Annotated in this window: 26 protein-coding genes and 2 tRNA genes; 7 read left to right on the plus strand and 21 right to left on the minus strand. The window is 37.8% G+C overall.

All coding sequences use genetic code 11. The features are described 5' to 3' along the window. Nucleotides 1-12 precede the first annotated feature (12 nt). Nucleotides 13-507, minus strand: coding sequence for a redoxin family protein (locus DV702_RS06110; protein WP_114923962.1), 495 nt, complete (start codon nucleotides 505-507; stop codon nucleotides 13-15). Between the two features lie 292 nt (nucleotides 508-799). On the opposite strand from DV702_RS06110, the gene DV702_RS06115 reads away from it, so the two are divergent. From DV702_RS06115 to DV702_RS06125, 3 genes are read left to right on the plus strand one after another with little or no spacing between them, the layout of a single operon-like run. Continuing rightward, on the plus strand, nucleotides 800-1,435 hold the full coding sequence (locus tag DV702_RS06115; protein WP_114923963.1) for a DUF1232 domain-containing protein: 636 nt from the start codon (nucleotides 800-802) through the stop codon (nucleotides 1,433-1,435). Nucleotides 1,436-1,455: 20 nt separating this feature from the next. Then, the gene (locus DV702_RS06120; protein ID WP_371682729.1) at nucleotides 1,456-2,529 is read left to right on the plus strand and encodes an LCP family protein; all 1,074 of its coding nucleotides are present in this window, start codon (nucleotides 1,456-1,458) and stop codon (nucleotides 2,527-2,529) included. Further along, nucleotides 2,526-3,104 (plus strand): phosphatase PAP2 family protein, encoded by a 579-nt coding sequence (locus DV702_RS06125; RefSeq protein ID WP_114923964.1) that lies wholly within the window; start codon nucleotides 2,526-2,528, stop codon nucleotides 3,102-3,104. The genes DV702_RS06120 and DV702_RS06125 overlap by 4 nt, the downstream gene beginning before the upstream one ends. Nucleotides 3,105-3,274: 170 nt before the next feature. Here the strand turns inward: DV702_RS06125 and DV702_RS06130 are convergent, their stop codons facing one another. From DV702_RS06130 to DV702_RS06145, 4 genes are all read right to left on the minus strand, one after another. Further along, entirely contained in the window at nucleotides 3,275-3,745 is a 471-nt protein-coding gene (locus DV702_RS06130; RefSeq protein ID WP_240315724.1) for an OsmC family protein, read from the minus strand. Nucleotides 3,746-4,206: 461 nt separating this feature from the next. Then, nucleotides 4,207-7,152 (minus strand): penicillin acylase family protein, encoded by a 2,946-nt coding sequence (locus DV702_RS06135; protein WP_114923966.1) that lies wholly within the window; start codon nucleotides 7,150-7,152, stop codon nucleotides 4,207-4,209. 514 nt (nucleotides 7,153-7,666) lie between these two features. Further along, a tRNA-Arg gene (locus tag DV702_RS06140) sits at nucleotides 7,667-7,740 on the minus strand. A 48-nt stretch (nucleotides 7,741-7,788) separates the two neighbouring features. Beyond that, complete coding sequence (locus DV702_RS06145; protein ID WP_114925853.1) at nucleotides 7,789-8,187, minus strand: SET domain-containing protein; 399 nt, start codon at nucleotides 8,185-8,187, stop codon at nucleotides 7,789-7,791. Between the two features lie 109 nt (nucleotides 8,188-8,296). On the opposite strand from DV702_RS06145, the gene DV702_RS06150 reads away from it, so the two are divergent. Continuing rightward, nucleotides 8,297-9,694 carry a M1 family metallopeptidase gene (locus DV702_RS06150; protein ID WP_114923967.1) on the plus strand — a complete coding sequence of 466 codons (1,398 nt, stop codon included), beginning with the start codon at nucleotides 8,297-8,299 and terminating at the stop codon, nucleotides 9,692-9,694. Nucleotides 9,695-9,737: 43 nt separating this feature from the next. Here DV702_RS06150 and DV702_RS06155 read toward each other — a convergent pair whose 3' ends face one another. From DV702_RS06155 to DV702_RS06170, 4 genes are all read right to left on the minus strand, one after another. Next, nucleotides 9,738-10,073 (minus strand): DUF4288 domain-containing protein, encoded by a 336-nt coding sequence (locus DV702_RS06155; RefSeq protein WP_162805738.1) that lies wholly within the window; start codon nucleotides 10,071-10,073, stop codon nucleotides 9,738-9,740. Between the two features lie 48 nt (nucleotides 10,074-10,121). Next, entirely contained in the window at nucleotides 10,122-11,882 is a 1,761-nt protein-coding gene (locus tag DV702_RS06160) for a choline/carnitine O-acyltransferase (protein WP_114923969.1), read from the minus strand. Nucleotides 11,883-12,129: 247 nt separating this feature from the next. Continuing rightward, nucleotides 12,130-13,089 carry a ring-cleaving dioxygenase gene (locus tag DV702_RS06165; protein WP_114923970.1) on the minus strand — a complete coding sequence of 320 codons (960 nt, stop codon included), beginning with the start codon at nucleotides 13,087-13,089 and terminating at the stop codon, nucleotides 12,130-12,132. Further along, nucleotides 13,089-13,511, minus strand: coding sequence for a MarR family winged helix-turn-helix transcriptional regulator (locus DV702_RS06170; protein WP_114923971.1), 423 nt, complete (start codon nucleotides 13,509-13,511; stop codon nucleotides 13,089-13,091). The genes DV702_RS06165 and DV702_RS06170 overlap by 1 nt, the downstream gene beginning before the upstream one ends. 160 nt (nucleotides 13,512-13,671) lie before the next feature. On the opposite strand from DV702_RS06170, the gene DV702_RS06175 reads away from it, so the two are divergent. Beyond that, complete coding sequence (locus tag DV702_RS06175) at nucleotides 13,672-14,544, plus strand: hypothetical protein (RefSeq protein WP_114923972.1); 873 nt, start codon at nucleotides 13,672-13,674, stop codon at nucleotides 14,542-14,544. Between the two features lie 263 nt (nucleotides 14,545-14,807). On the opposite strand, the gene DV702_RS06180 is transcribed toward DV702_RS06175, so the two are convergent. The 3 genes from DV702_RS06180 to DV702_RS06190 form a co-directional block, all read right to left on the minus strand. Further along, on the minus strand, nucleotides 14,808-15,164 hold the full coding sequence (locus DV702_RS06180) for a DoxX family protein (protein ID WP_114923973.1): 357 nt from the start codon (nucleotides 15,162-15,164) through the stop codon (nucleotides 14,808-14,810). A gap of 141 nt (nucleotides 15,165-15,305) precedes the next feature. Then, complete coding sequence (locus tag DV702_RS06185; protein WP_114923974.1) at nucleotides 15,306-17,000, minus strand: FAD-dependent oxidoreductase; 1,695 nt, start codon at nucleotides 16,998-17,000, stop codon at nucleotides 15,306-15,308. Nucleotides 17,001-17,130: 130 nt separating this feature from the next. Then, nucleotides 17,131-19,110: a hypothetical protein gene (locus DV702_RS06190; protein ID WP_114923975.1), complete on the minus strand. Its 1,980-nt coding sequence runs from the start codon at nucleotides 19,108-19,110 to the stop codon at nucleotides 17,131-17,133. A gap of 245 nt (nucleotides 19,111-19,355) precedes the next feature. Here DV702_RS06190 and DV702_RS06195 point away from each other — a divergent pair, with 245 nt between their 5' ends. Together DV702_RS06195 and DV702_RS06200 are read left to right on the plus strand one after the other, a co-directional pair. After that, nucleotides 19,356-20,756, plus strand: coding sequence for a DHA2 family efflux MFS transporter permease subunit (locus DV702_RS06195; protein ID WP_114923976.1), 1,401 nt, complete (start codon nucleotides 19,356-19,358; stop codon nucleotides 20,754-20,756). Between the two features lie 106 nt (nucleotides 20,757-20,862). After that, a complete protein-coding gene (locus DV702_RS06200) occupies nucleotides 20,863-21,330 on the plus strand; it encodes a YehS family protein (RefSeq protein ID WP_114923977.1) in 468 nt (155 codons plus the stop codon). 43 nt (nucleotides 21,331-21,373) lie between these two features. Here DV702_RS06200 and chrA read toward each other — a convergent pair whose 3' ends face one another. From chrA to DV702_RS06245, 9 genes are all read right to left on the minus strand, one after another. Further along, nucleotides 21,374-22,567: a chromate efflux transporter gene (chrA, locus tag DV702_RS06205; protein ID WP_114923978.1), complete on the minus strand. Its 1,194-nt coding sequence runs from the start codon at nucleotides 22,565-22,567 to the stop codon at nucleotides 21,374-21,376. After that, a complete protein-coding gene (locus DV702_RS06210; protein ID WP_114925854.1) occupies nucleotides 22,564-22,872 on the minus strand; it encodes a PadR family transcriptional regulator in 309 nt (102 codons plus the stop codon). The genes chrA and DV702_RS06210 overlap by 4 nt, the downstream gene beginning before the upstream one ends. A 228-nt stretch (nucleotides 22,873-23,100) precedes the next feature. Then, nucleotides 23,101-23,174: transfer RNA gene (locus tag DV702_RS06215), tRNA-Arg, on the minus strand. A gap of 67 nt (nucleotides 23,175-23,241) precedes the next feature. Next, nucleotides 23,242-23,733, minus strand: a complete 492-nt coding sequence (locus DV702_RS06220) for a metallophosphoesterase (protein ID WP_114923979.1) — start codon at nucleotides 23,731-23,733, stop codon at nucleotides 23,242-23,244. Further along, nucleotides 23,730-24,344, minus strand: coding sequence for an XTP/dITP diphosphatase (locus DV702_RS06225; protein ID WP_114923980.1), 615 nt, complete (start codon nucleotides 24,342-24,344; stop codon nucleotides 23,730-23,732). The genes DV702_RS06220 and DV702_RS06225 overlap by 4 nt, the downstream gene beginning before the upstream one ends. Then, complete coding sequence (gene rph, locus DV702_RS06230; RefSeq protein ID WP_114923981.1) at nucleotides 24,341-25,099, minus strand: ribonuclease PH; 759 nt, start codon at nucleotides 25,097-25,099, stop codon at nucleotides 24,341-24,343. Before rph ends, DV702_RS06225 begins: the two co-directional genes overlap by 4 nt. 133 nt (nucleotides 25,100-25,232) lie before the next feature. After that, nucleotides 25,233-26,021: a glutamate racemase gene (racE, locus tag DV702_RS06235; protein WP_114923982.1), complete on the minus strand. Its 789-nt coding sequence runs from the start codon at nucleotides 26,019-26,021 to the stop codon at nucleotides 25,233-25,235. Nucleotides 26,022-26,030: 9 nt separating this feature from the next. Next, nucleotides 26,031-26,438: a MarR family winged helix-turn-helix transcriptional regulator gene (locus tag DV702_RS06240; RefSeq protein WP_240315725.1), complete on the minus strand. Its 408-nt coding sequence runs from the start codon at nucleotides 26,436-26,438 to the stop codon at nucleotides 26,031-26,033. Nucleotides 26,439-26,627: 189 nt separating this feature from the next. Further along, nucleotides 26,628-26,840, minus strand: a complete 213-nt coding sequence (locus DV702_RS06245) for a helix-turn-helix domain-containing protein (protein ID WP_114925855.1) — start codon at nucleotides 26,838-26,840, stop codon at nucleotides 26,628-26,630. Nucleotides 26,841-26,919 lie beyond the last annotated feature (79 nt).

The raw sequence follows: 26,919 nt of genomic DNA on the forward strand, positions 1-26,919 counted from the left end.
ACTCCCTTTCTATTAATCAATTTCATTCATGGCTTCAATAATTTGATCATTGGATAAATGTCCCGGCTGCGAGCGAACTAGTTCTCCCTTTGTGTTCAAAAACGCAGAAGTAGGATAACCTTTAACGTTAAACTCTTCCACTACATTCCCACCCTCATTTAACCATACCGGTAAATTCTCCACATGCTGAACATCCGAAAACCATTTAATAAAATCATCCGTTTGTTTTTCATTATTATAGCCAGGGGCAACGACAGTAATTACTTCAAAATCATGATCTTGTGTAGCAAGAGTAGTAACTTCAGATAATCCTGCTAGACAAATCGGACACCATGATGCCCAAAATTTTATATACACTTTTTCACCTTTAAAATCTGCAATATTTACTGTTTTTCCGGCCAGATCTTGCATATTCACTGTATTTGCGTCATGTTGACTAGTAGCAGTTGAAGCACACCCACTTACTATCGTGAGCAAAGCCAATAAAATTATCAGTTTCTTCAGCAAAATAATGCCTCCTTCTCCTATCTCGATATAGGGAATCTATTTATCATGTAAAATTGCGCGCTACATTTCTACTATCTTTTATTATAATGTGATTTTTTTCAAAAACCTATAAAATGGCTTTGGAATAAACATGAAAATGATTAGGCGCAACAACTTCCATCGTTCGACAAGAATAAACTTTTTACTTCAAACGTTGACAAATTGTCAACAAACTATTATTATCTTTTAGAGTGCAAAAACTAGTATTCATGCTACGAAAGCTATTGTTTGTTTTTCGAAGGGGGTTCATCTTATGTTAGAGGTTAATTCAGATCAATCGATCGGCCAATTATTGCGTTCAACTTTAGATGAGCATTCATTGTCTATGCGTAAGCTAAGCGAACTTACAGATATCGACACCTCAACGATTTCTCGAATCATTAACGATAAGCGAAAAGCGACGCTGGATCATTTGGAAAAGTTTTCTTCCGTTTTGGCCATTCCGTTAGCCAAGTTATTAGAAGCTGACGGTTACTCTGTTATTCCAGAGAAAAAATCTTCGAGCGAATATGATGCAACTATTGAACAATTGGTCAACACGTCAGACTTGTTGTCCACTAAGCTTTCCCTTGCGCAAGTTGAGTCACAGTTGGCAGACTATGAAGATTATGCGAAAACAACTGAAGGCAAGCAAAGGATCTTATATGAATTCACGGAAAAACTAAAAGCTGCAGGTGGCATCGGACCATTTGCTGACCAGATGAAAAAATTATTTACTCGTTTTAAAACACAAAAAGGCAATACACGTGAACTAGCTATTATCGGCAGTGCTTTACTTTACTTCATTGTTCCTGTCGATGTCATACCGGACTATTTATTTGCAGTTGGGTATCTTGATGATGCAGTCGCGGTTCAAATCGCTTCTAACGTACTAGTAAAGAAATCATAATCAGATGAGTAGGTGGCATATTGGAAAAGAATGAAAAACGACACGGTAAAAAAAGAAAGTTAAAGAAAAGAGTGAAACTGACGATTTTTACGCTATGTATGCTTGTCATAGCCTCTGGAGGTCTCTACTTCATTTATCAATATAATAGTGGCGTCTCACTAGCAAATACGACAACGAATGAAATCGAAACAGGTCTTAACGATAATAGTACAGACTCTATTTACGATCCGTTTGAAGGTGCAGACGCGGAATTTGGTGAAATTAATGTTTTGCTTATCGGGAATGATGCTAGAGGTGACGAGGAAGATTCTCGCTCGGATGCTTTGATGATTGGCCATTACGATCAAGACACAAATAAAGTAAAGCTTGTTTCCCTTATGCGTGATACATATGTAGAAGTTCCCGGGTATGGGATGCAAAGAATTAACGCAGCTTATTCATTTGGCGGCCCTGAATTAGTTCGTCAAACGATTAAACATAATTTTGATGTAGACGTTCAATATTATGCAATCGTTAACTTTGAAGGTTTTTCGAAAATCGTGGATGTGATCGCGCCGGATGGTATTGACGTAGACATTCCTTATACGATGTCACATGGCATCGGTATGACTCTAGAGCCGGGTAAGCAGTCATTAAATGGTGAACAACTACTTGGTTACGTACGCTTCAGACATGATATCCATAGCGATTTCGGACGTGTACAACGACAACAGGAAGCATTATCCAAACTGAAAGAACAAGCGATGAGTGTCAAAACTTTATTTAATTTACCGAAAGTACTAGGTGTCGTCGATCCATATATTGATACGAATATTGATAAACGCACATTGCTTACGATTGGAAAAGGGTTAATGACAGGCGACAAGCCAGAAGAGTTAGAAACACTGAGAATTCCGTTAGAAGGTTCATTCGATGATAAACGAGTGAATGTCGGGGAAGTGTTAGATATAAACTTATATAAAAACAGAGAAGCTTTACAAGAGTTTTTATCTACAGACGCTCAGAAAGAAGAAGAGGAAGCAGAAGCACAATCTACGGAAACAGAAGAGGATTTATACTACTCAGGGTCTGATGTTGAGGATTCACAAAAATGACTTTAGATTTCAAAGTGTTTGAGTTGATCAACCAATTCGCTGGCCATAATTACGTTGTTGATCAACTAGTCGTTCTCTTTACTAAGTTCGGTCCTCTAGCATTCGGACTGGTTTTCATTTGGTTATGGTTTACGAAACATGGCAATCGATTGGAAAATCGAAAAATCGTTTTATTCGCTTTTACGATCGCTGTTTTCACTATCGGCATTGACAAGGTTCTCGAACTTTCATTTTTCCGCGAACGTCCTTTTGTCAATCATGACGTGACATTGCTTGTTGATAAACTAGACACCGATCCTTCGTTCCCCAGCAATCATACAGCAGGTTCTTTCGCTTTGGCAATCGCCCTTTTTTGGAAGCGGAAAAGTTTCGGAACGATTCTCTTAGCATTTTCTGTGCTCATGGCTTTATCTAGAATTTTCAGCGGTGTTCACTACCCGACAGATGTCTTGATGGGTGCATTCATTGCATTCGTTGTAGCGAGTATAGTGATTTGGCAAAGAAAATGGTTCGAACCATGGTTTATGCGTTTTATCAATTTATTCAGCAGCACACCAACACATTCCGTAAGATAAAGATAAAGATATTTATAAAAAGAGGCCGTCCGGAAAGTCAGTCATGTCTGATTTTCTGTGACGGTCTCTTTTTCGAGAAAAATATTTAGTACATTTCATTTCAGCAGAGAGCGTACTACTACAAAAGGTACGGCTTTTTTCGACAACAGATGTCTGTTGTATTTGGATTATTATCGAATATGTAAAACGACTTGTTCTTTTATACCTGAAAGCACAGGTGAGCGTTCGATCGCGATAGCTGCGATCTCGGCTAGTTTCCCTTTATTTGTCGACGATTCTACCGATAAGACAAGCATGGGACGAGTAATGCCGCTATATCCGTCAATCATTCCTAAAAATGCAGCCTTATCAAAAGTTCCGCTAAACACAATATTCGCTTTGTCTATAACAATTCCTTCGTTGTGTGCTGCCAAATGAAAAGTCATGCCAAAACTCGTTGTAGCCGCAGCAATAAATAATTCTACCGGTACTACTTGCATCTCTCCAGGCTTAGCCACGTCGTCCACATTTATTTCATTTAAATCTACTGTTTTTAAAGAGACAAGTTCCCCTACTACATAGTTACACGTTCCTTGCCATTCACTTTTTGCAAGCGATGGATCTTCTTCAATTTTCCTTTTCATATAATTCATGATTTCCACGTTAGTCAATTGCGAATCCCCCTGCTTATTACGTTTTCATCTATTATACGCATAAGTGAGCATAGATGTAAGAAAGGACTCTTCTTTTAGCTAGTCGGGTAGTTTTATCAATTTTTGTAGTCTCATTTCCTCAAAATTTTAAAATATTACGCCCGTTGACTAACCATATTTTGAATACTCCATTCTTTGGTTCAAAAGCGAGTTAGACGATAGAAATAAGCAGTCGACTTTGGATGGTGGATTGAAATGGTAGTAGCCTGAATGTAATTGCGTCTTGCTGAGATGATATGCTTTCCGAAGAGGAAATCTTAAAGTGTACACTAACTCTACATATACTCCTCAAAAATACATCATTTCTAAAAAGACCATTCTTTTCTTTCGTTAATTAACGAGCTCGATAAAATATAAAAAAGATAGTGGTAGAAAAGAGATTTACTCTAGTCCACCACTATATTCAACAGCTATTTTTTATCTTTCTGTAGCTCAATCGTTTTTACGAGTATTTCAGAAATCTGACCTCTATTTATTGAATTAGAAGATCTAAAGGTTCCATCAGCATATCCAGAAAAAATATGTAATGAACCTAATGTCTGAATAGCATCATATTTCGGATCATTTTTATTTACATCAGAAAATATTTCTTTATTAGCTTTTTCTAATTTATACGCTCGAGTAAGAATGAGCGCCATTTGTCCTCTAGTTACTGAATCATTTGGGCCAAACCTTTTTGAACTAAAGCCATTCATAATACCTGCTTTTTTAACAGCTTCAATATATGGACTTTGCGCTGGTGCCACATCTTCGAACGACACTCCTTGTTCAAGTTGTAAATTTAAAGCGCGTGTAAGTATAATAGCTATCTGTGAACGTGTGACTTGCTTCTCGGGGCGAAAAGTACTATCTTCATAGCCTGTAATAATATTCTTATTAAACAAGTATTCAATTGCTGAGTAATTTGGATGCTCTAGTGAAACATCGTTGAACGAAACAATTTTATCAGCATGATCGAGTTTTAAAACTTCTGAAGACACTGCTGCTTTTTTCACATCGTCTTTCTTAAAAAGAAATTTTTTAAATTCCCAGTTTTCATACATACTAATCTGGTCTGCATAATGTTTATCTAGCGTACCATCTTTTTTTATAAAACCGATTTGTCCTGGTGGAGTGACATTAAATCCTACTGGACCTTCTGGTTTCATTTCAAGATAATGGTTTTCACTTCCACGGTTCATCTCTATAATAGGTCTGTCAGATCCATAACCGTGTGGCACACCAACTAAAGAAGTATCGCCAAATTTCATTGTACGTATTGGAGAACGCCACTTGTCGACTTCTGTTCCCTTTTCCTTTTGTAATTTCAATAAAACTTCATCTACACTATCTAACATTAATTGTTCAACATCTTTATTCATCCAATTATAATTCGTAACTTCTTTATTTAGCACTTTATAGGCAAGAGTTGCTCCCATTTTTTGATCAGTAATTGGTTTTGTAAGATCCCATACATTTTTAAGGGTTTTATCAAACAAATTTGTATGAGTGCTCTTCCACCACTCCGCAAAGAATGTAGCAATTCCTGCATCGTAATATCCGTCTTTATTTTTATCTTCTTCTAAATTATTCCAGTTATTAAGTTCCTCAATTAAATAGCTATAATCTTTATTTTTTTCTTGATGCGATTCCAATGTCTTTATTAATAACGGTTTGAAATAATGGCTCCGAAGTTGAGCGAAACTTGCTGTATAGTTAATTTTATTAATATCCTCAAAGGTAAATTTGTCTTTCGCTTCCAAACCATTTATAAATTGCTGTACTCTGTTATCTTTTCCCCACACAAAATTATTTTCACCGTTAGACCATCCTGCAGCAGGTTTATTATTCCAGTTAGCAATATAACTACTTGGTGGATTGATCATTTGAGGATTACTTTCAAACGACTGGAAGCCTGTCCAATCGTATTCACCTGTACCGGGCGTAGGTAATCTTGGATCGATAGTATTATTTCTTTTAGGAATTCGACCTACGTGAAAATAACCAATATCTCCGGAAGTATCTGCATAATACCAATTAATGGACATCGTGAATTCACTCGCTGCTTGTTTAAAATCATCTATGTTTTGTGCCCAATTCATTTTCATGTACGCCATCATACTATCTACTTCAGTATCGCGGAAGGCCCATGCTTTACTGTATGCTACATTATTTTTTGTATCCATACTAACTATTGGACCATGAATGGTTTTATAAAATTCTTTTTTTATCTCTTTTATTTCACCATTTTCTTGTCGCACTTTAATAACTTCCGTTCTTTTATCCATCTTTTTCCACTCGTTATTATGGAAGTATTTTTCCGGGTCATCTGGATGTAATTTTTCTTCAAAAATATCAACAATATTTCCATATCCTGCAGTTGAACTGAATGAAAATTTATCAGTTGAACCGAACATAATAAATGGAAACCCAATAAATCCAGAACCTTCAATGTCGATTTCAGGTGAGTGCAGACCAATTTCATATAAATACCCAGGAGCAATAAAACCAACCTGTGGTCCGCTTAGCAGTAACGCATTCCCACTTTCAGATTTATCAGGGCCTACTACTACTGTATTGCTTCCAATTTTTAAAGGAATGCCTAGTTCTTCAGTTAACGCTATAAAGTTTTCTCGATCTTCTCTCACCTGCTTTGCAGAATCAGCAACTGCAATCGACAAATTTTGTTTAACGCTCGTTGACACGTTTTCTTTATTTTTATTCTCAACTGTAATTGGCGCTTCAGGATCATCTGACCAAACTAAATCATCAAACATTTTCGTTGCTTGTTCTTTACCATATTCATCTGTAAGTTTCTTTAATATTTCAGCATTTGTTAATTCTTGATGGCTGTCCATAAAAAATGAAAGCGTTGCCATATATACGCGAATAATATCTGTGGTGCTCCACCTTTTGGGCAGGATTCCAAAGTCATGAAATTCCTTTGTGATTTTATTATCAGGATCTTTTAAAGCTTCTTCTACATATAAAGTGATACCTTCCACAAATTTATTAATTAACTCTCTTTCATCTTTATCGAGCCTAGCAAACATATTTTCAATTTCTTTATCAGTAGATGCATCTCTTCTAGATTGCTCATCTCTCGGTACGAACTTTTCTCCTAGTATTTCTGAAACTGTCCCTTCATTTGCACGTCTAAACATTTCTAGTTGAAAAAGACGATCCTTTGCCATTGTGTAACCATAAGCCTTGTATAAGTCATGTGTATTCTGCGCATAAATATGTGGTACACCATACTCATCCCGTATGATTTCTACTTCTCCATCTCGCATGTTCTCTTTTGCGGATACCATGTTTTGTGGAAATACCAATCCAATAATTAAAAATCCGAAAAATAAATTTTTAAACCATTTCAAATTCCAACACCTCCGTTTTTTTGTACATAGCGAAGTATAACTATCTTTCTTAAGCAATTCAAACTATTATCTAAATAATCTGAATATCAGTCAGATTCCTACTAATTGAAAAATTTTTTTAAACCTAATAAAACATTGATTTTTCAGAATATAGGGTATTTACAAGAATGTTGATGGTCCAAAGAAAGGAATTGGCATTTGAAAATGAGATGCTTTTGACGAGTAATTGTAGAGGTCATGTATTGTTTAGAAATTTCCTTACAGAACCGGTTACTTTCCTGAAGGAGAGCGGTATATCGTCTGAAATCAAATGCCTCAAGATAATCTAAGTGAGCGTCACACCATCCAATCGCCATAGTCAAATTCGCTTTTAAATAAATCCATGAGTACATTATACGCAATATAGTAAATCAACTTACTTGGTTTTAAATATGAAAAAATGGAAGGAAATTTTGAAAACACAAAAAACCCATGCTTTACACACAGGTCTCTTATTTATCTAATTTAATTATTACGTCCCAGGAGGGATTCGAACCCCCGACCTACGCCTTAGGAGGGCGTTGCTCTATCCAGCTGAGCTACTAGGACAGATGAGGACGATCCCTTCGATTCATCAATGAATCGAAGGGATTGTCATTAATCATTAGCTGTTCCATCATAATCTTCATTGAACCATAATTGTTCATCATCGTCTACATCGCCATTATAGTTAATCAATACTTCTTCGCCTGCTTTAATATCTTTATGTGCAAAGAAATCAAACGTATGCTTGTCAAAGTTGATGTCGTAAGTGGCATTTGGCTCATATGAGTGATTAAATAACATTCCATAGCCTAAAAGTATAGCGGTATGGTTCGCTCCATACTCAAAAGCGTAGTCTGCTAAAATAGTCTTTTCAATGTATTCATGTTGTTCATTCGGATAGGAGATAACAGGTGCTTCATGTAGTAACGTACCTTTTTTAATATCACATGTTGCGAATACTCCTCTGTTGAACTCTCCGCCACTAATTGGAGAAATTTTTACTTCAATTATATCTTTCACCTACTCGCTTGTAAAATATACTTGGCAAGTATAACATTAATTTCGATGGATTGCTCTTTTCTTTTCTCCATTCGATACATGAATTCGGAAGGTGGGTACGATGCAAATAAAATTATTTCTATTACTTATTATAGCTTGTAGTCTTTTCGGATGTAGAGAAAACAATGAGAAAGCAGAAAGTCATTATTCAGCGAAAGAGCTTTCCACACAATCCATTCGTTATGGACCTGCAGCCCCTTCTTACACGATTGATGCTGTTTATGAAGAAAGTACACATGCTATTTCGGCAACAATGCAAGTCTCTTTTGAAAACAATTTTGAACCTGAGATGACATCCGTATACTTTTCTATTTGGCCAAATGCACAGGTATTTACAGATGGAAAGATCGACATTCAAGAAGTCTTATCGGAAGAAAAACGACTTCCTTACGAAGTTGATGATACTACATTGAAAGTATCAGAACTTTCTATTCCGCAAGATCAACAAATCACTCTTGATATTGCATTTCAAGTTACCATTCCCGAAGACAAGCATCGGTTCGGCTGGTCAGGAAAACAGGTTTCTTTAGGTAATTGGTTTCCAATTTTAGCCGTTCACGATTCGCACGGATGGAATCTACATCCGTATTTTGATTATGGGGAATCATTTTATTCACTGAATGGAGATTATGATGTTCGCTTTACACTGCCTAATTCTATACACGTAGTAGCAACCGGTGAAGTAAACGAGACGAGATCAGTCGGTGATCAGAAAACCCATCATTTTACCGCTAAGAATGTTCGTGATTTTGCGGCTGTCTTTTATTCTAAACGTGTGGCAAAAAAACAACGGGTAGAAGACACAGATATCTTCGTTTACGCTTACGACGACGAAGAAGCTGCGTTGATTATGGATGCTGCTACCAAGTCGTTTACAACTTACAGCGAATTATTCGGTCCTTATCCGTGGGATACTTTAACGCTCACTAGTGTGGATTACTCAGAAAACTTTGATGGAGGGATGGAGTATCCGCAACTCGTTATGATGAACACACCATTTCTCAACGACGAAGAAAATTTAGCAGTGACCGTTATGCACGAAGTAGCACATCAATGGTTTTATAGTCTCGTCGGCAATAACCCCTACCGTGAACCTTGGCTGGATGAATCTTTAACGACATTCGCAAGTTATGTAGCTTATTACGATACGGCTACTTTCGATTGGATTGATGACGAACCATTAAAATACAGCATCACATCTGCAGTTTCTGATTTTGCTGAATCGGATATGGATGTTTATGGAGATATAATGTATGACAGTGGAGCATTGATGTTGAGCAACTTGCATAGAAAACTAGGTGATGAGAAATTTTATAAAGGTTTACGTGCTTATGTGAAGGAAATGACATTCCATATCGCTACGACTGCTGACTTCATACGAATTATGCAAGAACAATCAGGAGAGAATCTTGAAGAATTCTTTACGTCTCATCAAGTTTTTTTAGAGGAGACGCGTTAACCAAGCTGACATCTGCCTATTACGATTAGGTGTCAGCTTATTATTACGCATTTAACGAATATAGTTTAATCGCTTCATCCGTACGTATATCTTTATCCACCAGTAAATGACGGCTGTATACTTCCGCAAATTCAAGTGATTTTTCAATGTTATCAACTAGTTCAAATATATCCAAAATGCCTACAAGTGTACTAGTTGTTATACCTCCTTCCGCATTTTTATAGCGGTCTGGCGGGAATTTTTTCTTAATCAAACTTTCGATTTCAGTAAAATGTTTCGCACGTACTATTACTATTCGCTCTTCCAATACTCTTTCCGCAATAGAATCAGGATGATAGTTCGATTCAAATAAAAGCTTTACAGAATAAAGTCCATACATGACAGTTGCCTCCTCATTGAAATTTCTATTATATTTCATGCTCCGTCTTCATACTAACGCAATCTCACGTAACTCTTCCAATGCTTGCATCAGTTCGTCGACCAGAAGTTTAGCAGTTGACTCATTTGCTTTTGTACTAGATAAATTAATTCCAATTCGATCTTCTAATAATACGTAGAAGATGCCGTATCCATCTTCTTCAACCGGACCGAAAATACAACTTTTCACTAATGGACTGGTCATATTACTCGTAGAAATAAAGTTTTGACATAATGCTGCATAACCTGGATCATTAAATAGTTTTGGACATCCCGCTATATCAAGTTCCTCTTTATATAACTCAAACATTTTCTTTAATCCAAATAAATGCCTTTCGATGCCGAAACCTCTCTGTGCTTCTTTCATCTGAATCGAATGTGCTGTACTCGCTTGTCGCATTAAGTCCAATAGAGATTCCTGATCTTGCTCTCCTTCTGCTATTGCTTTTGCTAATGTAAGGTTTTCAGTATTTGACGGGCGTATGCATTCCGTCCGGCCTTCATAATAGCTCCTCATTGACACCGCTTCATATGTACTCCGCATACGTGAAAATATGCGATATTGCGCTACTTGCAAAGCCATATGAAAAAAAGAATCCGGACTAAATTTTAAACGCTTAATCTCTTGAGTTCCGAATGAGTTGAAATTTTTACTTACTACTGTGTAGCCTTCTACTGTTTCTTTATTTGCCCGCTCTAATTCATTTAGTTCTGATTGCACGTTAACTGAAATTTCCCAAGGCAACTTTTTAACAATTGCTTTATTGACTGTTTCTGAACGTTCGTTATCATTTGTTATCAGTTTGTTTTGAATATACTCAATGACTGCAAAACTAGTAGTTCCGTCCACAGCAGTATGCTCAACACTATAGCCGATTTCACCTGTTTTTGTTAGGACTATCTGAAATGTCTTATCAAACCATTTATTCGAACCACTTATAAATAAGTTTGTTAATGCTTCTGCAGCGGTACTACTTTCTTCATCAATCGAAACGACAACGAGTGCATTCGCAATTTGTTGTAATGTTTTTTCATTTACCTCGGAAACTACTAGTTGTTCATATATGTCAGCTGCTCGGTCTCGCATCGCAGTTGTCATCATTCCAACATTTGGTCCCCGTGTATTTTCAGATGTGAATATAGATAATATGGCATCAGATAATATGTTGCTAGTTAACATAATATTATTATCATCTACAACCTGTAGCTTGTAACAATGTCCTTTATACATTAAAACGATAAAAATTGGTTCTTTTGTAGATGTAGCGACTTCATATGTATCGCACCTTCGTCTAGGTATGCGGATCGAACGAAAGAAGTTTGGATATTGACTCGTATCTATTGGGACACCCTTTATTTTTTGAGGTTCCACTTCTCCATTACGTATCGCTTGATAGAGTTCCGCCACAGACCGGCATACTTTCCCTGCCAATGAAGCTACGCTATAGTTAGTTCGAAAAGTTACATTGTCTACTAGAATATTAAAATTACTGGACGTATGTAGAGGTTCCCTGGACGTAACATATAATTCATACCAAAAAGGTTTTAGCCAACTTCCTTCGATGCGTTGATCCCATTCGGTTAACTTAGCTTGTAATTTCTGCGCCTCTCCAGTATCTTCAAAAAACAACTTCACTGCTTGTAAAGTTTCTTGATATTGCGCGTTACTTACTAGCGGTCTAATCGCTGAAAGTAATTTCTTTTTCGTGTCTGCCAATGCCGGAATAGGCAATTGAGGTAATTTATATTGATTGGAAAATGTACCTGTCATAGTTCTCGCCCCCGTAGTTCTCACTCAATCCCTTAAGTACCAATTATTTCTTTAAAAACAGTGTATCACAAATAATGAAGTATGAATGGCCAACTACATAAACACCTCTTACCTATTATTCTCAGGCAAGAAGTGTTTATATGATACTCCCAAATTATATAGGCTATTCTTAACTATATTTCAAATGAAGATACTTTCTTTCTATTGTTCATAAAACACAACTTAGCAGCCGCTTTCATTTTACATATTATAATGGTCGTAACCGTTGCTCGATTTCTGTACGACGGTTTTCTAAAAATGGGGGCAGTGCTAGCTTTTCACCTAGATGCTCCAGTTTTTCATCTGTCGCAAAACCTGGTCCGTCTGTCGCAAGCTCGATCGTAATCCCATTAGGATCTTTCAAATAAATCGAATGGAAATAGAACCGATCAATATATCCCGAATTATCAACACTATGTTCATTCAATCGGTCAATCCATGCATGAAGCTCTTCCTCATTTTCTACTCGTAACGCAACATGGTGAACACTGCCTTTGCCTGGACGTTCGGACGGTAAATCTGTTCGATGCGCTAGATGAATTTCTGCTCCTGTACCGCCTTCTGCTGTCTCGTATACTGCAACGTCTGGTTGTCCAGCCATTTCTGAAGGATAAGTGCCTTTTTTTCGAAAATTAAGTACCGATGTGAATAATGATTCTGTGCCTTCAATATCCGCAACTGTCAAATGAGATGGACCCAAACCTATAATTCCAAACTCCTGCGGTATTGGGCTTTTATTCCAAGCGATACCACCTGCCACTCCGGTATTATGTTCATCTGACACTAGTAGTAAACGCTGACCTTCAAAGTCCGTAAAAGGCAATGTTTGTCTGCCTGCTTGTTCTTTAATTAAATCATGCGGAACATGCAACTCCTCGAAACGTAATTTCCAGTAATCTAATGCTTTATCGTTCGGCACACGAAATGAAGTAGCGGAAATACTATTCGTTCCTTGATACGTTTGGCCAGCTCGCGGAATTTCAAAGAATGTTACGTCTGTTCCTGGACGACCTTTTTCATCAGCATAAAATAAATGGTACATAGAAGGCGCATCTTGATTGACCGATTTTTTTACAAGTCGTAACCCTAAAATATTGGTATAAAAATTCAAGTTTTCTTTAGCATCTGCAGTAATAGCTGAGACATGATGTATTCCTTTTATCTCCATTAAGACTCCTCCTTTAATTTCTTTAATAATTCATTAAGCATCTTCTTTTCTTGGCCAGTCAGATTTTTAAACTGATTCGCTTGAAATTCTTCCTGTACGGGAACAACCTTTTTATACAATTCATTTCCTTTTGCAGTTAATGAGATGTACTTCGTTTTCCAATCTTGCTCTCTTTCGATTAACCCTAACCGCTCCAACTTTTGAAGTAGATGCGTAATATTTCCTTTCGTGACAAAAAGCTTTTCTCCGAGCTCTTGCTGAGAAATTTTATTATTCATTCCTACTTGAGCTAATACGTCGAATTGTGCAGCTGAAAGTCCCCACTCTTTCAAGTGTTGGTTGGACAGACGAATACTTTGGTTATACACACGTGACAATCGGAACCACAGCATCAGATCGATCCTTTTTGAATGCGTAGACATCCATGTCCTCCCTTTCTCTCGTTATGCTATTTTCATCAGTTTACTTATAAACCGATGGCGAATCAACTAATTTGCCTACTATAAAATTGTAATAGGTAGATTATGCCACATGTTATCATGTATTATATAAGTACAATGATAAAAGTGAGGGACGTTGTATATGAAAGATGCTAAAAAAAAGAAACTAGTCGTGTGGAGCGTAGTAGGTATAGGCATCATAATGGTAGCGATTATTTTATCCATTGTGAATAATAAACCAACTCCAGTTGTTGTGAAAAATGAAGCACCTATTATAGATACTCCTACAGAAATTGAAGATTTTGGTGGGCAGAGTTCAGAAGAAGTTGTACTTGACGAGCCTACAGAAGAAAATACACAACAACCAAGTGCATCTTCTGCAAACCCATCTACTACTAAAGAAAACGAAAATACTTCAACACCATCGAAAACTGACACAGTAGAAATGCCAACTGAAGCACCCGATCTACCTTCTGCACAAGGATCGGCCGAAAAGCCCACTTCAACTCCAGTGCAAACGAAGCCGGCACCATCCGCAGCCATTACTTCAGGAACGTATAAAGTAGGTACAGATATTTCTCCAGGCGAATATATTGTGTTCTCAACCGGCATGACTTTTTTAGAAAACTCAAAAGATCAATCAGGAAATCCAGACAGCATCGTATTTAATATTGCTTTGGATGGTCGTTCTCATACGTACGTAACCTTGCTTCAAGGAGAATACTTCACTTTAGACGGTGGAGAAATGTATCCAATTGCAACTGCGCCAAATGTGAAGCCAGCCGATGGAATCTACAAAACCGGACAATATAAAGTTGGCACAGATATTCCAGCAGGTCAGTTGAATTTAAAAGTAGACAATACTAGCGACATCGGATTTTATGAGATAAGTAAAGACAGTAGACAAGATATGATGGATCTCATCATTAGTGATGTAGTAGAAAGTGAAACAGTCATTAATGTAGTTAACGGACAGTATCTTACGATTAGAAATGCTTATATCGATATCAATTAGAAAACGCAGCATTCTAATAAGACTTTCACATAAATTCAGCAGAGAAAATCCTGTCATTTTCCTCTGCTGAATTTTATTTTATAGTTGCATGCCGTGTGGAGTCTGCATCATTTTTACACAACAACGAAAAATGTAGTTACCTATCATCTCGCAAAGTAGTAGCGGTCTATTACATAGTCCGGCTAAAACGTAACGTAACGACTAAAAAAAGACTGACCAGAAAATCAGTCGCTACTGACATTCTGAACAGTCCTATTTTTCATTCATTTTACTTTACGAACTTTCCATACCCACCAAATCAATACAAATTGTAAAGGCAGACGAATCCACAAGGCAACTGCCGGTAAATCATAATTTTCTGCAGTCAACGCCATGTAAATATTCACCGGAAATACAAGAACTAAAAATATCGCTATCAACACACCTGTCAATGCACGTGTATTTTTCATAAATAATCCGATAGCTAACACTATTTCCATGACACCTGAAATATAAACAATTATCTTACGAAACGGCACCCATGCGGGCATAGCATTTGTAAAAAAAGGCTCCATTGTAAAATGACCGATTCCCGCTAACAAAAATAGTAAACAAAACGCATACAACGCTATTTTTTTCATTCGCTACACTCCTCACATCTATCTATGTTGAAGTGCCCTTTTAGCATAGTTTTTAAACATCATTTATATACTTTACCCTTTTGTATTTCATACTCTGATTATTATTTTATCGTACTACTAGTAAACGGACTAGTAGTGAATTCAATTGAAATTATACGCTGTAACAATTGCTTCTCTGCCACTGACTACATCATTGAAATACTCATATAAACAAATTCCTAAAAATGAACCTGAAATATTCACCACATTCATAAAACCACTATTTTGTAGCGCCATTACTGCATTATAACTACGTTGCGAGGAACGGCAGTGTACATACACAGGAACGTCTTTCGGAAATTCCGACATTCGATCTCGCAATTGACTGAGTGGAATATTTACTGCATTCACTAGGTGCCCTTTAGCAAACTCATGTTCTTCGCGCACATCTATAATATATGCATTACTCTCTACTAACTCACGCACTTTTGAAACATGAATTTGCTTAAATCTTCCGTAAAGAATATTTAATGCAACGAGAGCCGCTAAATTGACAACGTCTTTTGCCGTACTATACATCGGTGAATAAGTTAACTCGAGTTCTTTTAAATCTTCCAGCGTACCACCCATCGAAATTAGTGTAGCCATCACGTCGATTCGTTTATCTGCATTGCCTTTTCCAATCGCTTGAGCGCCAAGCACTTTACCTGTTGGTACTTCAAATACTAATTTAAAATGTAATGGGTTGCTGTTAGGCATCAAGCTGACTTTATCCGAAGCGATGATATAAACACTATCTACTTGGATTCCTGCCTGTTTCGCCATTTTTTCATTTAGTCCGGTAGACGCTGCAGCTAAGTCAAAAATTTGGATACTTGACGAACCAATGACTCCTTTGTTTTGATGCGGAATGCCGTACATATGATCTGCCGCCGCTCGCGCTTGGCGTTGTGCTGGACCAGCAAGAGCGAGTCTTGTAGGTTTTTGTAATAGACGGTGGTACACTTCGATTGCATCACCTACCGCATAGATAGAATGATCATTCGTTCTATAATTTGCGTCTACTTTAATACCACCTAATTCTCCAATTGTTAAATCCGCATCTTTAGCTAACTGTATCTCAGGGCGTACACCAATAGCCAGAACTACTACTTGTGCTTCAATTTCCGATCCCGAGTTAAGTTTTACGTGCGTATCTGATATACTTGCCAACCCATCATCGACAATTACATCTACACCTTTGTCAACCATTTCTTTATGCAAAATTTGCACCATATCATAGTCGAATGGCATCATTATCTGTTCAGCAAATTCAATCAGCGTCACATTACGCTCTGCAAGTTTTAAATTTTCTGCTACTTCTACTCCGATGAACCCGCCGCCAATTATTGCTATATTATTTACATTCATTGTCTTTACGTAATGATTCAACCGTTCAATATCTACTACATTCCGCACCGTGAATACGTGCTTTGAGTGTACGCCTTCTATATTAGGTATGATCGGACTGGCACCAGGTGATAGTACGAGGTAATCGTAACTTTCATCGTATTCTTCACCCGTTATAACATTTGAAATACGAATCGTCTTCGCTTCACGATTGATCGATAGTACTTCTTGTTGAACACGTGCTTCGATATTATATTTCGACTTAAAGTCTTCCGGATTCATCAATACTAATTTCTCACTATCTTCCACGATTCCGCTTAAATAAAATGGTAACGAACAGTTTGAAAAGGAAACATGTGGTCCTTTCTCAAACATAATAACCTCAGCTTGTTCATCCATACGTCTAATTCTCGCTGCCGTCGACGCACCGCCTGCTACGCCACCTATTACTACTATTTTCTTCCCCATTCTTATCATCCCCTATGTTTATATTTTTTCATTGACATTACTATATACCATAGGGGGTATATTATCAAGGGTTAATTGGGTGTATAAAAAAACCGCCTAGTCTGTCCTAGACGGTTTATTGTGCTACAAATTAATCAAAATCAGAGAGCAATCGTTTAAATATAACTAACGTATCTTTACGAATACTAGTTGTCTCATCAATTGATAAAATAGTATCTTTGTGGAAACGCGAATTACGTACATTGGCTGTCCAATGCGTTACATACTCTTTCACTTTTCTTTTATCAGCTGTTGGTTTTAATATAGTGGTTCCATAGTCTAGTATGTAGTGATAAAAGTTCCCCATTGTTACATACTTACGATAGTCTTCACTGCCAACGAGAACATCTTTCGGTTGACCGAACTTATAAATTTGAATTCGCGGTAGATTTTCCTTTTCCAATTGAATTTCTGCCAGCTTTTCACATAAGAAAATTTCTACGGCTTTTAAATAATTGGCTACGATGAACGTATACTCTTGACCTGGAGTATTTTCATTTGTTGCAAGATCGGAATCCAAAAACTGCAGATGATTTTGCCAATGCCATTCTGCCGTCAACAATAACTTTTTTACTTCGTCAAAAGCTACTAATTTATCTACTCGGTGATCTTCCTCGACAAACCGCTGTTCTTCTTCAGTAGTAAATCCATATATCTTCTTATGATTTACAGAATAATCACTTGGACGCAGTGCTGCATAGTTCTTCTTAAGCAACGTAAATGCCTTTGCTTCATCATATGATTCAATCACTTTTTTACCGTACTTTTGAAGAATCATCCCGGCATCTTGAGATAATTTAATCAAATAGAACTCAGTTAAAAAATCACGCAGCTTAGCTAAAGCTTCTGTAATTATCATTTCTTTATAATCAATCCCAGCAGACGGAGATAAAGAAAGAATGCGGTTCCGTAAACGCATGCCTTCGATTCCTACTTCATAATCAATTAACATAGACAAAGCTGGTTCTAATTTATTTCCTGCATCTGAAGTTAATTGCTTCTGATCTTTGAAAAAACATATAACGGCATCAAGCAATTTTCTCAACAGTTGATCTTTCTCCGGAAAAGACAAATCGGAAAAGTCTGTAGACACATCTTCATAAATTGAACATTCATCAAAGAAAAAGTCAAAGCTTTCTTTAATAAATGAAAATTCTTGCAGCATCTCGCCATGTTCTTCTTCAATCAAATGTTTTACACGTAAAATATACTCTGAAATCGCATCTAAATGATCTGTAATTTCACTTTTGTATTTGTCTATACGATACTTTACTGTTTGAATATCTCCATAGATCACATTAACCGCATAGTAATTATTTGCATGTTCTGACAAATCCACCAGCTTTAACACCGTAAGTGTATCATTCAAATTGAAGAATTCTTTGAATGTTATATAAAACTCGACGCCCACTTCATGCATGTTTTTATTAACGAAAAAGTGGACGAGGTTTTCACAAAAACTTTGCTTACTTGATAAGTCTATCAAAATATTATTCCGGATGATTAAAAGAAAAAGTTCATGCAAATTACGTACGGTTTTTTCATCCACACCATATAATATGTCTGGATCTTTCGTTTTCTCCATCAGTATACAAATCTCATCGAAGTATCTTGAGACCGCTTGTATGTGCTCTGTTCGTGTATTACCTAGGCTAGTACATAATGGATAGATTTCATTATCAAATAATTCCCACGCTTCGTGTATATAGCCTTCATTATTTAAATAATAAAACCATAAATGAAATTTCCAATCACCTTTTACATGAATAGTTGATTCCATATCGAGCGGATCAAAATCTTCTCCGTAAGCGATAGCTAATAGCGTGTCATTATATGTATTCGCCAAAGGGATTTCACCTTTATACAGCTGTGATAGTTCTAAAAATACAGAAAATCGTTCCTCATCTTTATAATCTTCTATGATTTCTTCAAATTTCGGATGATCAATAACATGACAGACATCTAGATGACGACCACGTAACGTCCACTGTCTAAGTAAGTAATCTAAAAATGCCTCCGAATCTAAGACAGACATCATATGACGAGCCGAAAACTCCTGATAAATATCCAACCCATTTCCCCCTTTATACATGACGTACTTTTCCAACGAAAGCCGCCACGCTGAAACTTCTCTAAGAAAGTTCTATCTACTCTAATCATAGCGTTAAAAGTTATTTTTCTCCACTCGAATCGTACGTTCGTTAAAAGAAATTCATTACTTTTAGCTAGATAACTACTTGCCGTTTCAGTTCAGAGCAAGTTTTAAAACACTATGTTACAATATAACCTATTCATTTAAAAGAGGGTAGGCGTACTATGGGAAATACACAATCATTTGACATAAAAAAGAATATACCACTTATGATCGTGTTATTATCGGGTGCTTTCATCACTATTTTAAATCAAACGCTTTTAGCTACCGCATTGCCGCCGATCATGCTTGATCTACATATTTCAGAAAGTAAAGTGCAATGGCTACAATCTGTATTTATGCTCGTAAACGGAATTATGATCCCCATTACTGCGTTTTTAATTAGAACCTATACTACTCGGCAATTATTTATGGCTGCCATGAGTATTTTCGCAATAGGTACTTTACTAGCAGCTGTAGCTTATAATTTCCCTTTGTTATTATTCGGACGAATTTTACAAGGAGCCGGAGCAGGAATTATGATGCCACTTTTACAAACGCTTCTTTTCCTACTATTCCCTGTTGACCAACGAGGAAAGGCGATGGGTATGTACGGACTAGTGATTGCTTTCGCACCCGCTATCGGTCCGACCCTTTCCGGCTATCTTGTCGACCAATATCCGTGGCGCAGTGTATTTTATATTATTTTACCTTGTGCAATTTTAAATTTAGTGGCGGCATTTTTCTATTTGAAAAACGTAACTGAACAGACCCATCCTAAGGTTGATGTACTATCGATCATTCTATCAACTTTTGGATTCGGCGGACTGTTATATGGGTTTAGTATTGCTGGGGATACAGGTTGGTTAAGTGTGAGTGTAATTGTCTCACTTGTTTTTGGTGCAATTTCTCTGTTCTGGTTTATTACTCGACAGCTACGACTCGACGAACCTATTCTAGAGTTTCGTGTTTTTGAATATAAAATTTTTACACTGTCTACGCTTCTTGGTATGATTGTATTTTCATCCATGATCGCAACTACAGTTATTTTACCGCTCTATATGCAGACAATGCTTGGATTCAACGCTCTTCATTCCGGCCTCATGTTACTACCCGGCGCTATTATTATGGGGATTATGAATCCAGTAACAGGAATACTCTTTGACAAATATGGAGCCAAATGGTTGTTACGTATCGGCTTTTTGATTTTAACAGCTACTACATTTATGTTTACCAACTTGTCGGAAGAAACTACATTCTTGTACTTAGCTGCGCTAAATGCGGTTCGTATGATCGGTATTGCCATGGTGATGATGCCATCGACAACGCTAGGATTAAATCAGTTGCCTGATCACCTCATCCCACATGGTACCGCTATGAACAATACGTTCCGCCAAATAGCAGGCTCGGTAGGTACCGCTACCCTCGTCACTATTATGACAACCGCTGCCATATCAGATGGTACAGCAGAAGGTTCCATTCACGGCGTCAATGTTTCATTCGCTGTCGCTGGTTGCATTTCAATCATTGGTTTACTTTTAACGATATGGTTACGTGAAGTGAAAAAAGCACAAGTAAATGCGTAACAACGTATAGTAATCAGTCATCACATTTTAACCTATGTTCGCTTCTTTACAGAAAAAATATGCTATTATGGAACTACTTTCGTTTTATTACACAGGAGGATCATTCATGACAACAAACGATATGCTCATTCGATTGCGCTATGCACTCGATATAAAAAATGCGGAAATGGTAGAGATTTTCAAATTAGGCGGCATTGAACTCACGACTAAAGAGGTATTGGCGATGCTGAAAAAGGAAGAGGAAGAACAATTAGAATGCTCGCTACCAACGTTTAATGCTTTTTTAAATGGCTTTATTATTTTTAAACGAGGACCACGAGAAGGGAAAGCTGATAGCGGATCGGTAGTTGAGGTAGAAGAATCAGCAAATAATTTGTTGCTGAAGAAAGTAAAAATTGCGCTTTCTTTAACAAGCGAAGATATGTTAGATATTATGGAAGAAGCACGTGTGTCGATTACAAAAGGCGAACTAGGGGCTGTTCTTCGAAAAGTGGGTCATCGGAATTATAAAGAATGCGGAGATCGCTACGCTCGAAATTTCTTAAAAGGTTTGACTTACAAATATAAAGAGTAAGAAACACACACAGACGATCCATCGTTTGTGTGTTTTTTTATTTCTAAGAGAAGAATGAAAGCAATAACCCCCCCACTATGCCTGACATGACAATTATCCATGGTGGCCATTTCCAAAATGCTAACATACTGAAAAGTACAGCTGCAAGCGCGAAATCCATTGGCGATAAAATAGAGTGTGTCCAAATCGGAAAGTACAATGCGGAGATCAAAATACCAACAACAGCCGCGTTTACACCTTTTATGACACCTAAAATTTTAGATTGATTTCTTAAGTGATCCCAAAACGGAAGTGTGCCTACAACTAAAAGAAAGGCGGGTAAGAATATCGCAACCGTTGCTACAAGCCCGCCCTGCCAGCCATTCATCACTGCACCAATATACGCTGCAAATGTAAATAACGGTCCAGGAACTGCCTGTGTCGCACCATATCCAGCCAAGAAATTCTCTTCACCAATCCAGCCATTCGACACAAATTCTTGTTCAAGCAGTGGTAGTACTACATGACCGCCGCCAAATACTAGTGAGCCTGATCGATAAAAACTATCGATCATTGAAATCCAATAAGAATCAGTCACCTCACGAATGACTGGTAAAATGATGAGTAATCCGAAAAACATACTCAAACACACTATCCCTACGCGCTTCGTCACTTGAACTGTAGACGTCGAAACAGTAGTCTGTTGTGCATTTTTAAATAAAAAGAAGCCTACTGCTGCTGCGACTAAAATAACAACTATTTGCATACCTGTTACTTGCCAAAGCAACGTACAAACGAGCGCAAACAAAGCAAGGGCTTTCGTCTTCAAATCAGGAGTTAGGTTTTTTGCCATACCTACTATCGCATGAGCCACTACAACAACAGCAACAATTTTCAATCCATGAATCCAACCGGTAGTCACCACGTCAACATTCAAGAGTACTGAGGCGAATAAGATCAGGACAACTACTGACGGTAAAGTGAATCCGATGAAAGAAACGACTCCGCCAAGCACACCAGCACGCATTACCCCTATTCCGATTCCCACTTGACTGCTGGCAGGTCCCGGTAAAAGTTGTGCCAACGCTACTAAATCGACGTATGTTTTTTCGTCAATCCATTTTCGCCTGCGTACGTATTCTTCATGAAAATAAGCTAGATGCGCTATCGGACCGCCAAAGGAAGTACAACCTAAACGCACGGATACAAGAAAGATTTCAAGCAATCTAAGCAATTGATTATTTTTCATAACCGTCATTCCTTAATTTCTTTGAATAATTCATACGCTTTAATTCTCGCCTCTCTTAAAATCTTTTCTCCTCTTTCAGTCGTTGTATAGTATTTACGAATCTTGCCATCCTTCTTACTATCTTCTTTGCTTAACAATCCATCCGACTCCATAGAATGCAAAATGGGATATAACGTTCCTGGGCTAATCTCATAGCCGTGCTCCTTAAGCTCTTCTACCATCCAGACACCGTAAATCGGGTGCTTCGTTGCATGATGCAATATATGAATATGAATAAAACCAAGAAATAGTTTTCTTAACACTTTGTCTTCCAACATAATCCCCTCTCCATTCTTAATAACGAAAAGCAATATCGAAATTCGTTATTATAAAGTTAACATATTATTTATACATTTGTCCATGTCTATTTATTACGACTTTACAATTTACTCATTCATAAATTGTAAAGCGAGTTTGCTTATCGGATTGAGTAAAACTCAAGATTAGTATGTTTAAAAACAAAAAAGAACACTGAGTTAACAGTGTTCTTTTCGTTATATAGACGTCCCAGGAGGGATTCGAACCCCCGACCGATGCCTTAGAAGGGCATTGCTCTATCCAGCTGAGCTACTGAGACAAATACCTGAGTAACTCAGGCACAAGTAATATTATAGTCTGGGCATAAAATAAAGTCAACACTTAATTTATTTTTTAAAAGTTATTTCATCGATCAATTGATGTTGCAGTGTAAAGAAGCGAACGTTCAATGTTTCTCCCGTTTCAATTGAAGCATACGTTGCTGGATTGCCGCCCCTTGGTTGCGTGGTGCTCCCTGGATTGACGAATAACACGTCATCAATCAGTTCTGCTCCATACATATGTGAATGTCCAAATAAAACGATATTCGCTTGTTTTTCAGCTGCCGCGTAAGAAAGCGTAAGCAATGATCGATTAACGTCATGTTCGTGTCCATGGACGATGAACACAGTATGACCGCCTACTTTTTGAACAATCGATGATGGTAACCGAGTATCTATATCACAATTCCCTCGTACAATGTGTACATCATTTAACAAAGGATGATCTGCTACTAGTTCACTATCACCACAATGAAAAATGGCATCCGCAGGTAATGTCGCGACTTGTTTAACAGTTTTCACATCTCCGTGCGAGTCACTTAATACGATGATCTTCATTTCTCTCCACCTATTATGTCAAGAAACCTTGGAAGTTGTTCTTTTAATTGCGCGAGTGCAGCTCCCCGGTGAGAAATTTCACTTTTCTCTTCAGCGGTTAATTGAGCCATTGTTTTTTGTTTAGTTGGCACAAAAAATATTGGATCGTAGCCAAAACCGTTCGTTCCTTGTCGTTCTCTTGTGATGACTCCTTCACAGCTACCCGAATATGTTGTAGTGGCAATAGAAGGACCGGCAACAGCAAGAACGCATGTAAAACGTGCTTGTCGTTCGTTTTCAGCGACTTTAGTCAAGTTAGTTAACAACTTATCAATATTTGCTTCATCATTCGATGGCTCTCCTGCATAACGAGCAGAATACACTCCTGGCTCCCCATGTAATGCATCTACTTCAAGTCCGCTATCGTCAGCAATTACAGTTTTATTCAATAACTTTGCTACAGTTTCCGCTTTTAAGATGGCATTCTCTTTAAACGTTGTCCCTGTCTCTTCCACGTCAATTGCTTCGTTGATATCCTGTAATGTTATAACGTGAATACCTAACGGCCGGAAAAGCGTTTCAAAGTCTTTCGCTTTTCCTCTATTGTTTGTTGCGATTACTATTTCTTTCATTGATTTTCGCCTGCCTGCTGTCCGACTTTGTCTGCTAATTCTCCCAGCACTTCTTTTTGAATAGTAATTAATTGTGCTATTCCTTGTTCGGCCAAGGTCAATAAATCATTCAATTCAGCGCGAGAAAATGTTGCTTCTTCTCCCGTTCCTTGTAATTCAACAAACTGCCCCCCACCTGTCATCACAACGTTCATATCGACATCTGCAGATGAATCCTCTATATAGTCCAAATCTGTTAGTAATTGCCCGTCTGCCAGTTTCCCAACACTTGTCGCAGCTAAAAAATCATGAACTGGAAACTTCGGTAGATTTTTTTCTATTTGCAATTTATTTGCGGCAATTACTAGCGCTACAAATGCACCTGTAATAGAAGATGTACGCGTTCCGCCATCTGCCTGAATAACATCGCAATCAATCCAAATCGTACGTTCACCAATTGCGTCCAAATCAACGACCGCCCGTAATGCACGACCAATCAGGCGCTGGATCTCCATCGTACGACCTCCCACCTTACCACGGGAAGATTCGCGGATCGTCCGTTGCCCTGTTGCACGCGGAAGCATAGAATATTCTGCGGAAATCCAACCTTTCCCCCTATTCCGTAAAAATGGAGGGACACGATCTTCAATTGTCGCTGTGCAAATCACTTTCGTATTGCCGACTGAAATCAAAACTGATCCTTCCGGGTGTATCAAATAATCTTTTTCGATTGTTACGGAACGAATGTCCTCTGTTGTTCTGCCATCATGTCGCATAAAATATCCTCCATTGTATGTACTATTTTATTTGAGCTTATCCACTTTACTTTCATTACATTCAATTCATCTTACCATATCAAAAGTAAAAACCCGAAAACAACTATTTGTTTTCGGGTCATTTTCTACTTTTTCAAAACGTTATCGTTCGCACATCAGGTCGTTCAATACTCAGCCAATCTTCTACGATGGACTGGAACTTCTCGATCGAACCTGTTGTGTAAAATATCGGCTCGGTTGCTGCAGCTGATAATATATGTTTTTCAGTTAAAATGCGTTCTATATCGACAACTGTTTCGACTGCAGAAGAAATGATCTGCTTATTGTGTAAAAAATGATCTTCAATATGCTCTTGTAATAACGGATAATGCGTACAGCCTAGAATAACCGTGTCAAATGAACTTGCCTGTAGCGACTGCAAGGTCTGATCCACTATCATTCGGGCTTGTAGAGAACGATACGCGCCGCTTTCAACAATCGGAACAAAACCTGGACATGCAAGTGAATAAATGGTCGCTTGTGGTTGCAGTCGCTGAATCGCATGATCATAAGCTTTACTATTCACCGTCCCCATTGTCCCGAGCACGGCTATCTCACCAGTCAAGGACGCTTTAACAGCTGCCCTCGCTCCAGGTTGGATGACACCAATCACAGGAAAGTCATACCGCTTTTGCACTTCCTCGAGTGCAATAGCAGTTGCAGTGTTACAAGCAATCACTACCATTTTCACGCCCATTTGCGCTAGACTTTCTACCATTTCCATCGTAAATTGCAAAACTTCTTCTGCCGGTCTCGGTCCATACGGACAACGGGCATCATCGCCAATATAAACAATCGGTTCATCGGGTAAGTACTTTCGTAATTCTCTTACGACCGTTAACCCACCAACCCCCGAATCAATAACTCCAATAGGTGCATTCACTATAATCCCTCAATCTCTCGTCATCTCTTTATGCAATTTCATTAACAACTTTGAAAATTGCTGCATTTCTTCGGCATCATAATTTGTTAAAACATCCTGCAAATATTCCTGCCTCTTTTGTATTGCTTCTTCAATAATGCGTTCACCTTCAGGCAGCAAATGAACACGAACGACTCGACGATCTTTATCATCACGCACACGTTTTACTAACTGATTATTTTCCATTCGGTCCACTAAGTCAGTTGTTGTACTAAACGCTAAAAACATTTTATTAGATAAATCACCGATCGTCATATCTCCATATTCCAACAACCATTGAAGCGCACTGAACTGGGGAGGCGTTATCGTATAGTTTTTAAGAATTTTACGTCCCTGCTCTTTAATGATCGATGCGATGTATCGTAAATCTTTTTCCATCTGTGCTATTTGTTGTGTTGGATTCTTTTGTTCATTCGACAAAAAATCAGCTCCCTGAAATGATTCTTGTCTTTTCATTGTACCGTTTTCATTGTTGAACGCAATAGTTTTCGTTCAATCTGTTGAGAGAGAAGGAGATACAGACACCCATTGATCAAAATTATAGTTAGTGTCGTTTTGTGTCTTTAGTTAATTTAATTGCAACTCGCCTAATCTTAATAATTCAACAATCGCCTGTGCTCGACCCGATACGCCTAGCTTTTGAATGGTATTGGAAATATGATTCCTTACTGTTTTTTCACTAATCATCAACTGTCCTGCAATTTCTTTCGTAGTAAAGTCATCTACTAACAAATTAAATATTTGTCGTTCTCGATTCGTCAATAAAGAACGGTTCTGCATTTCGTCCAAGATGCGCCCCTCCTCTTTACGCTTTCCTCTTAGGATATGTGAAGTTGCAGCCGACTGTGTAGGCAACAAC

Source organism: Sporosarcina sp. PTS2304 (assembly GCF_003351785.1).
In the GTDB taxonomy this organism is placed as follows: domain Bacteria; phylum Bacillota; class Bacilli; order Bacillales_A; family Planococcaceae; genus Sporosarcina.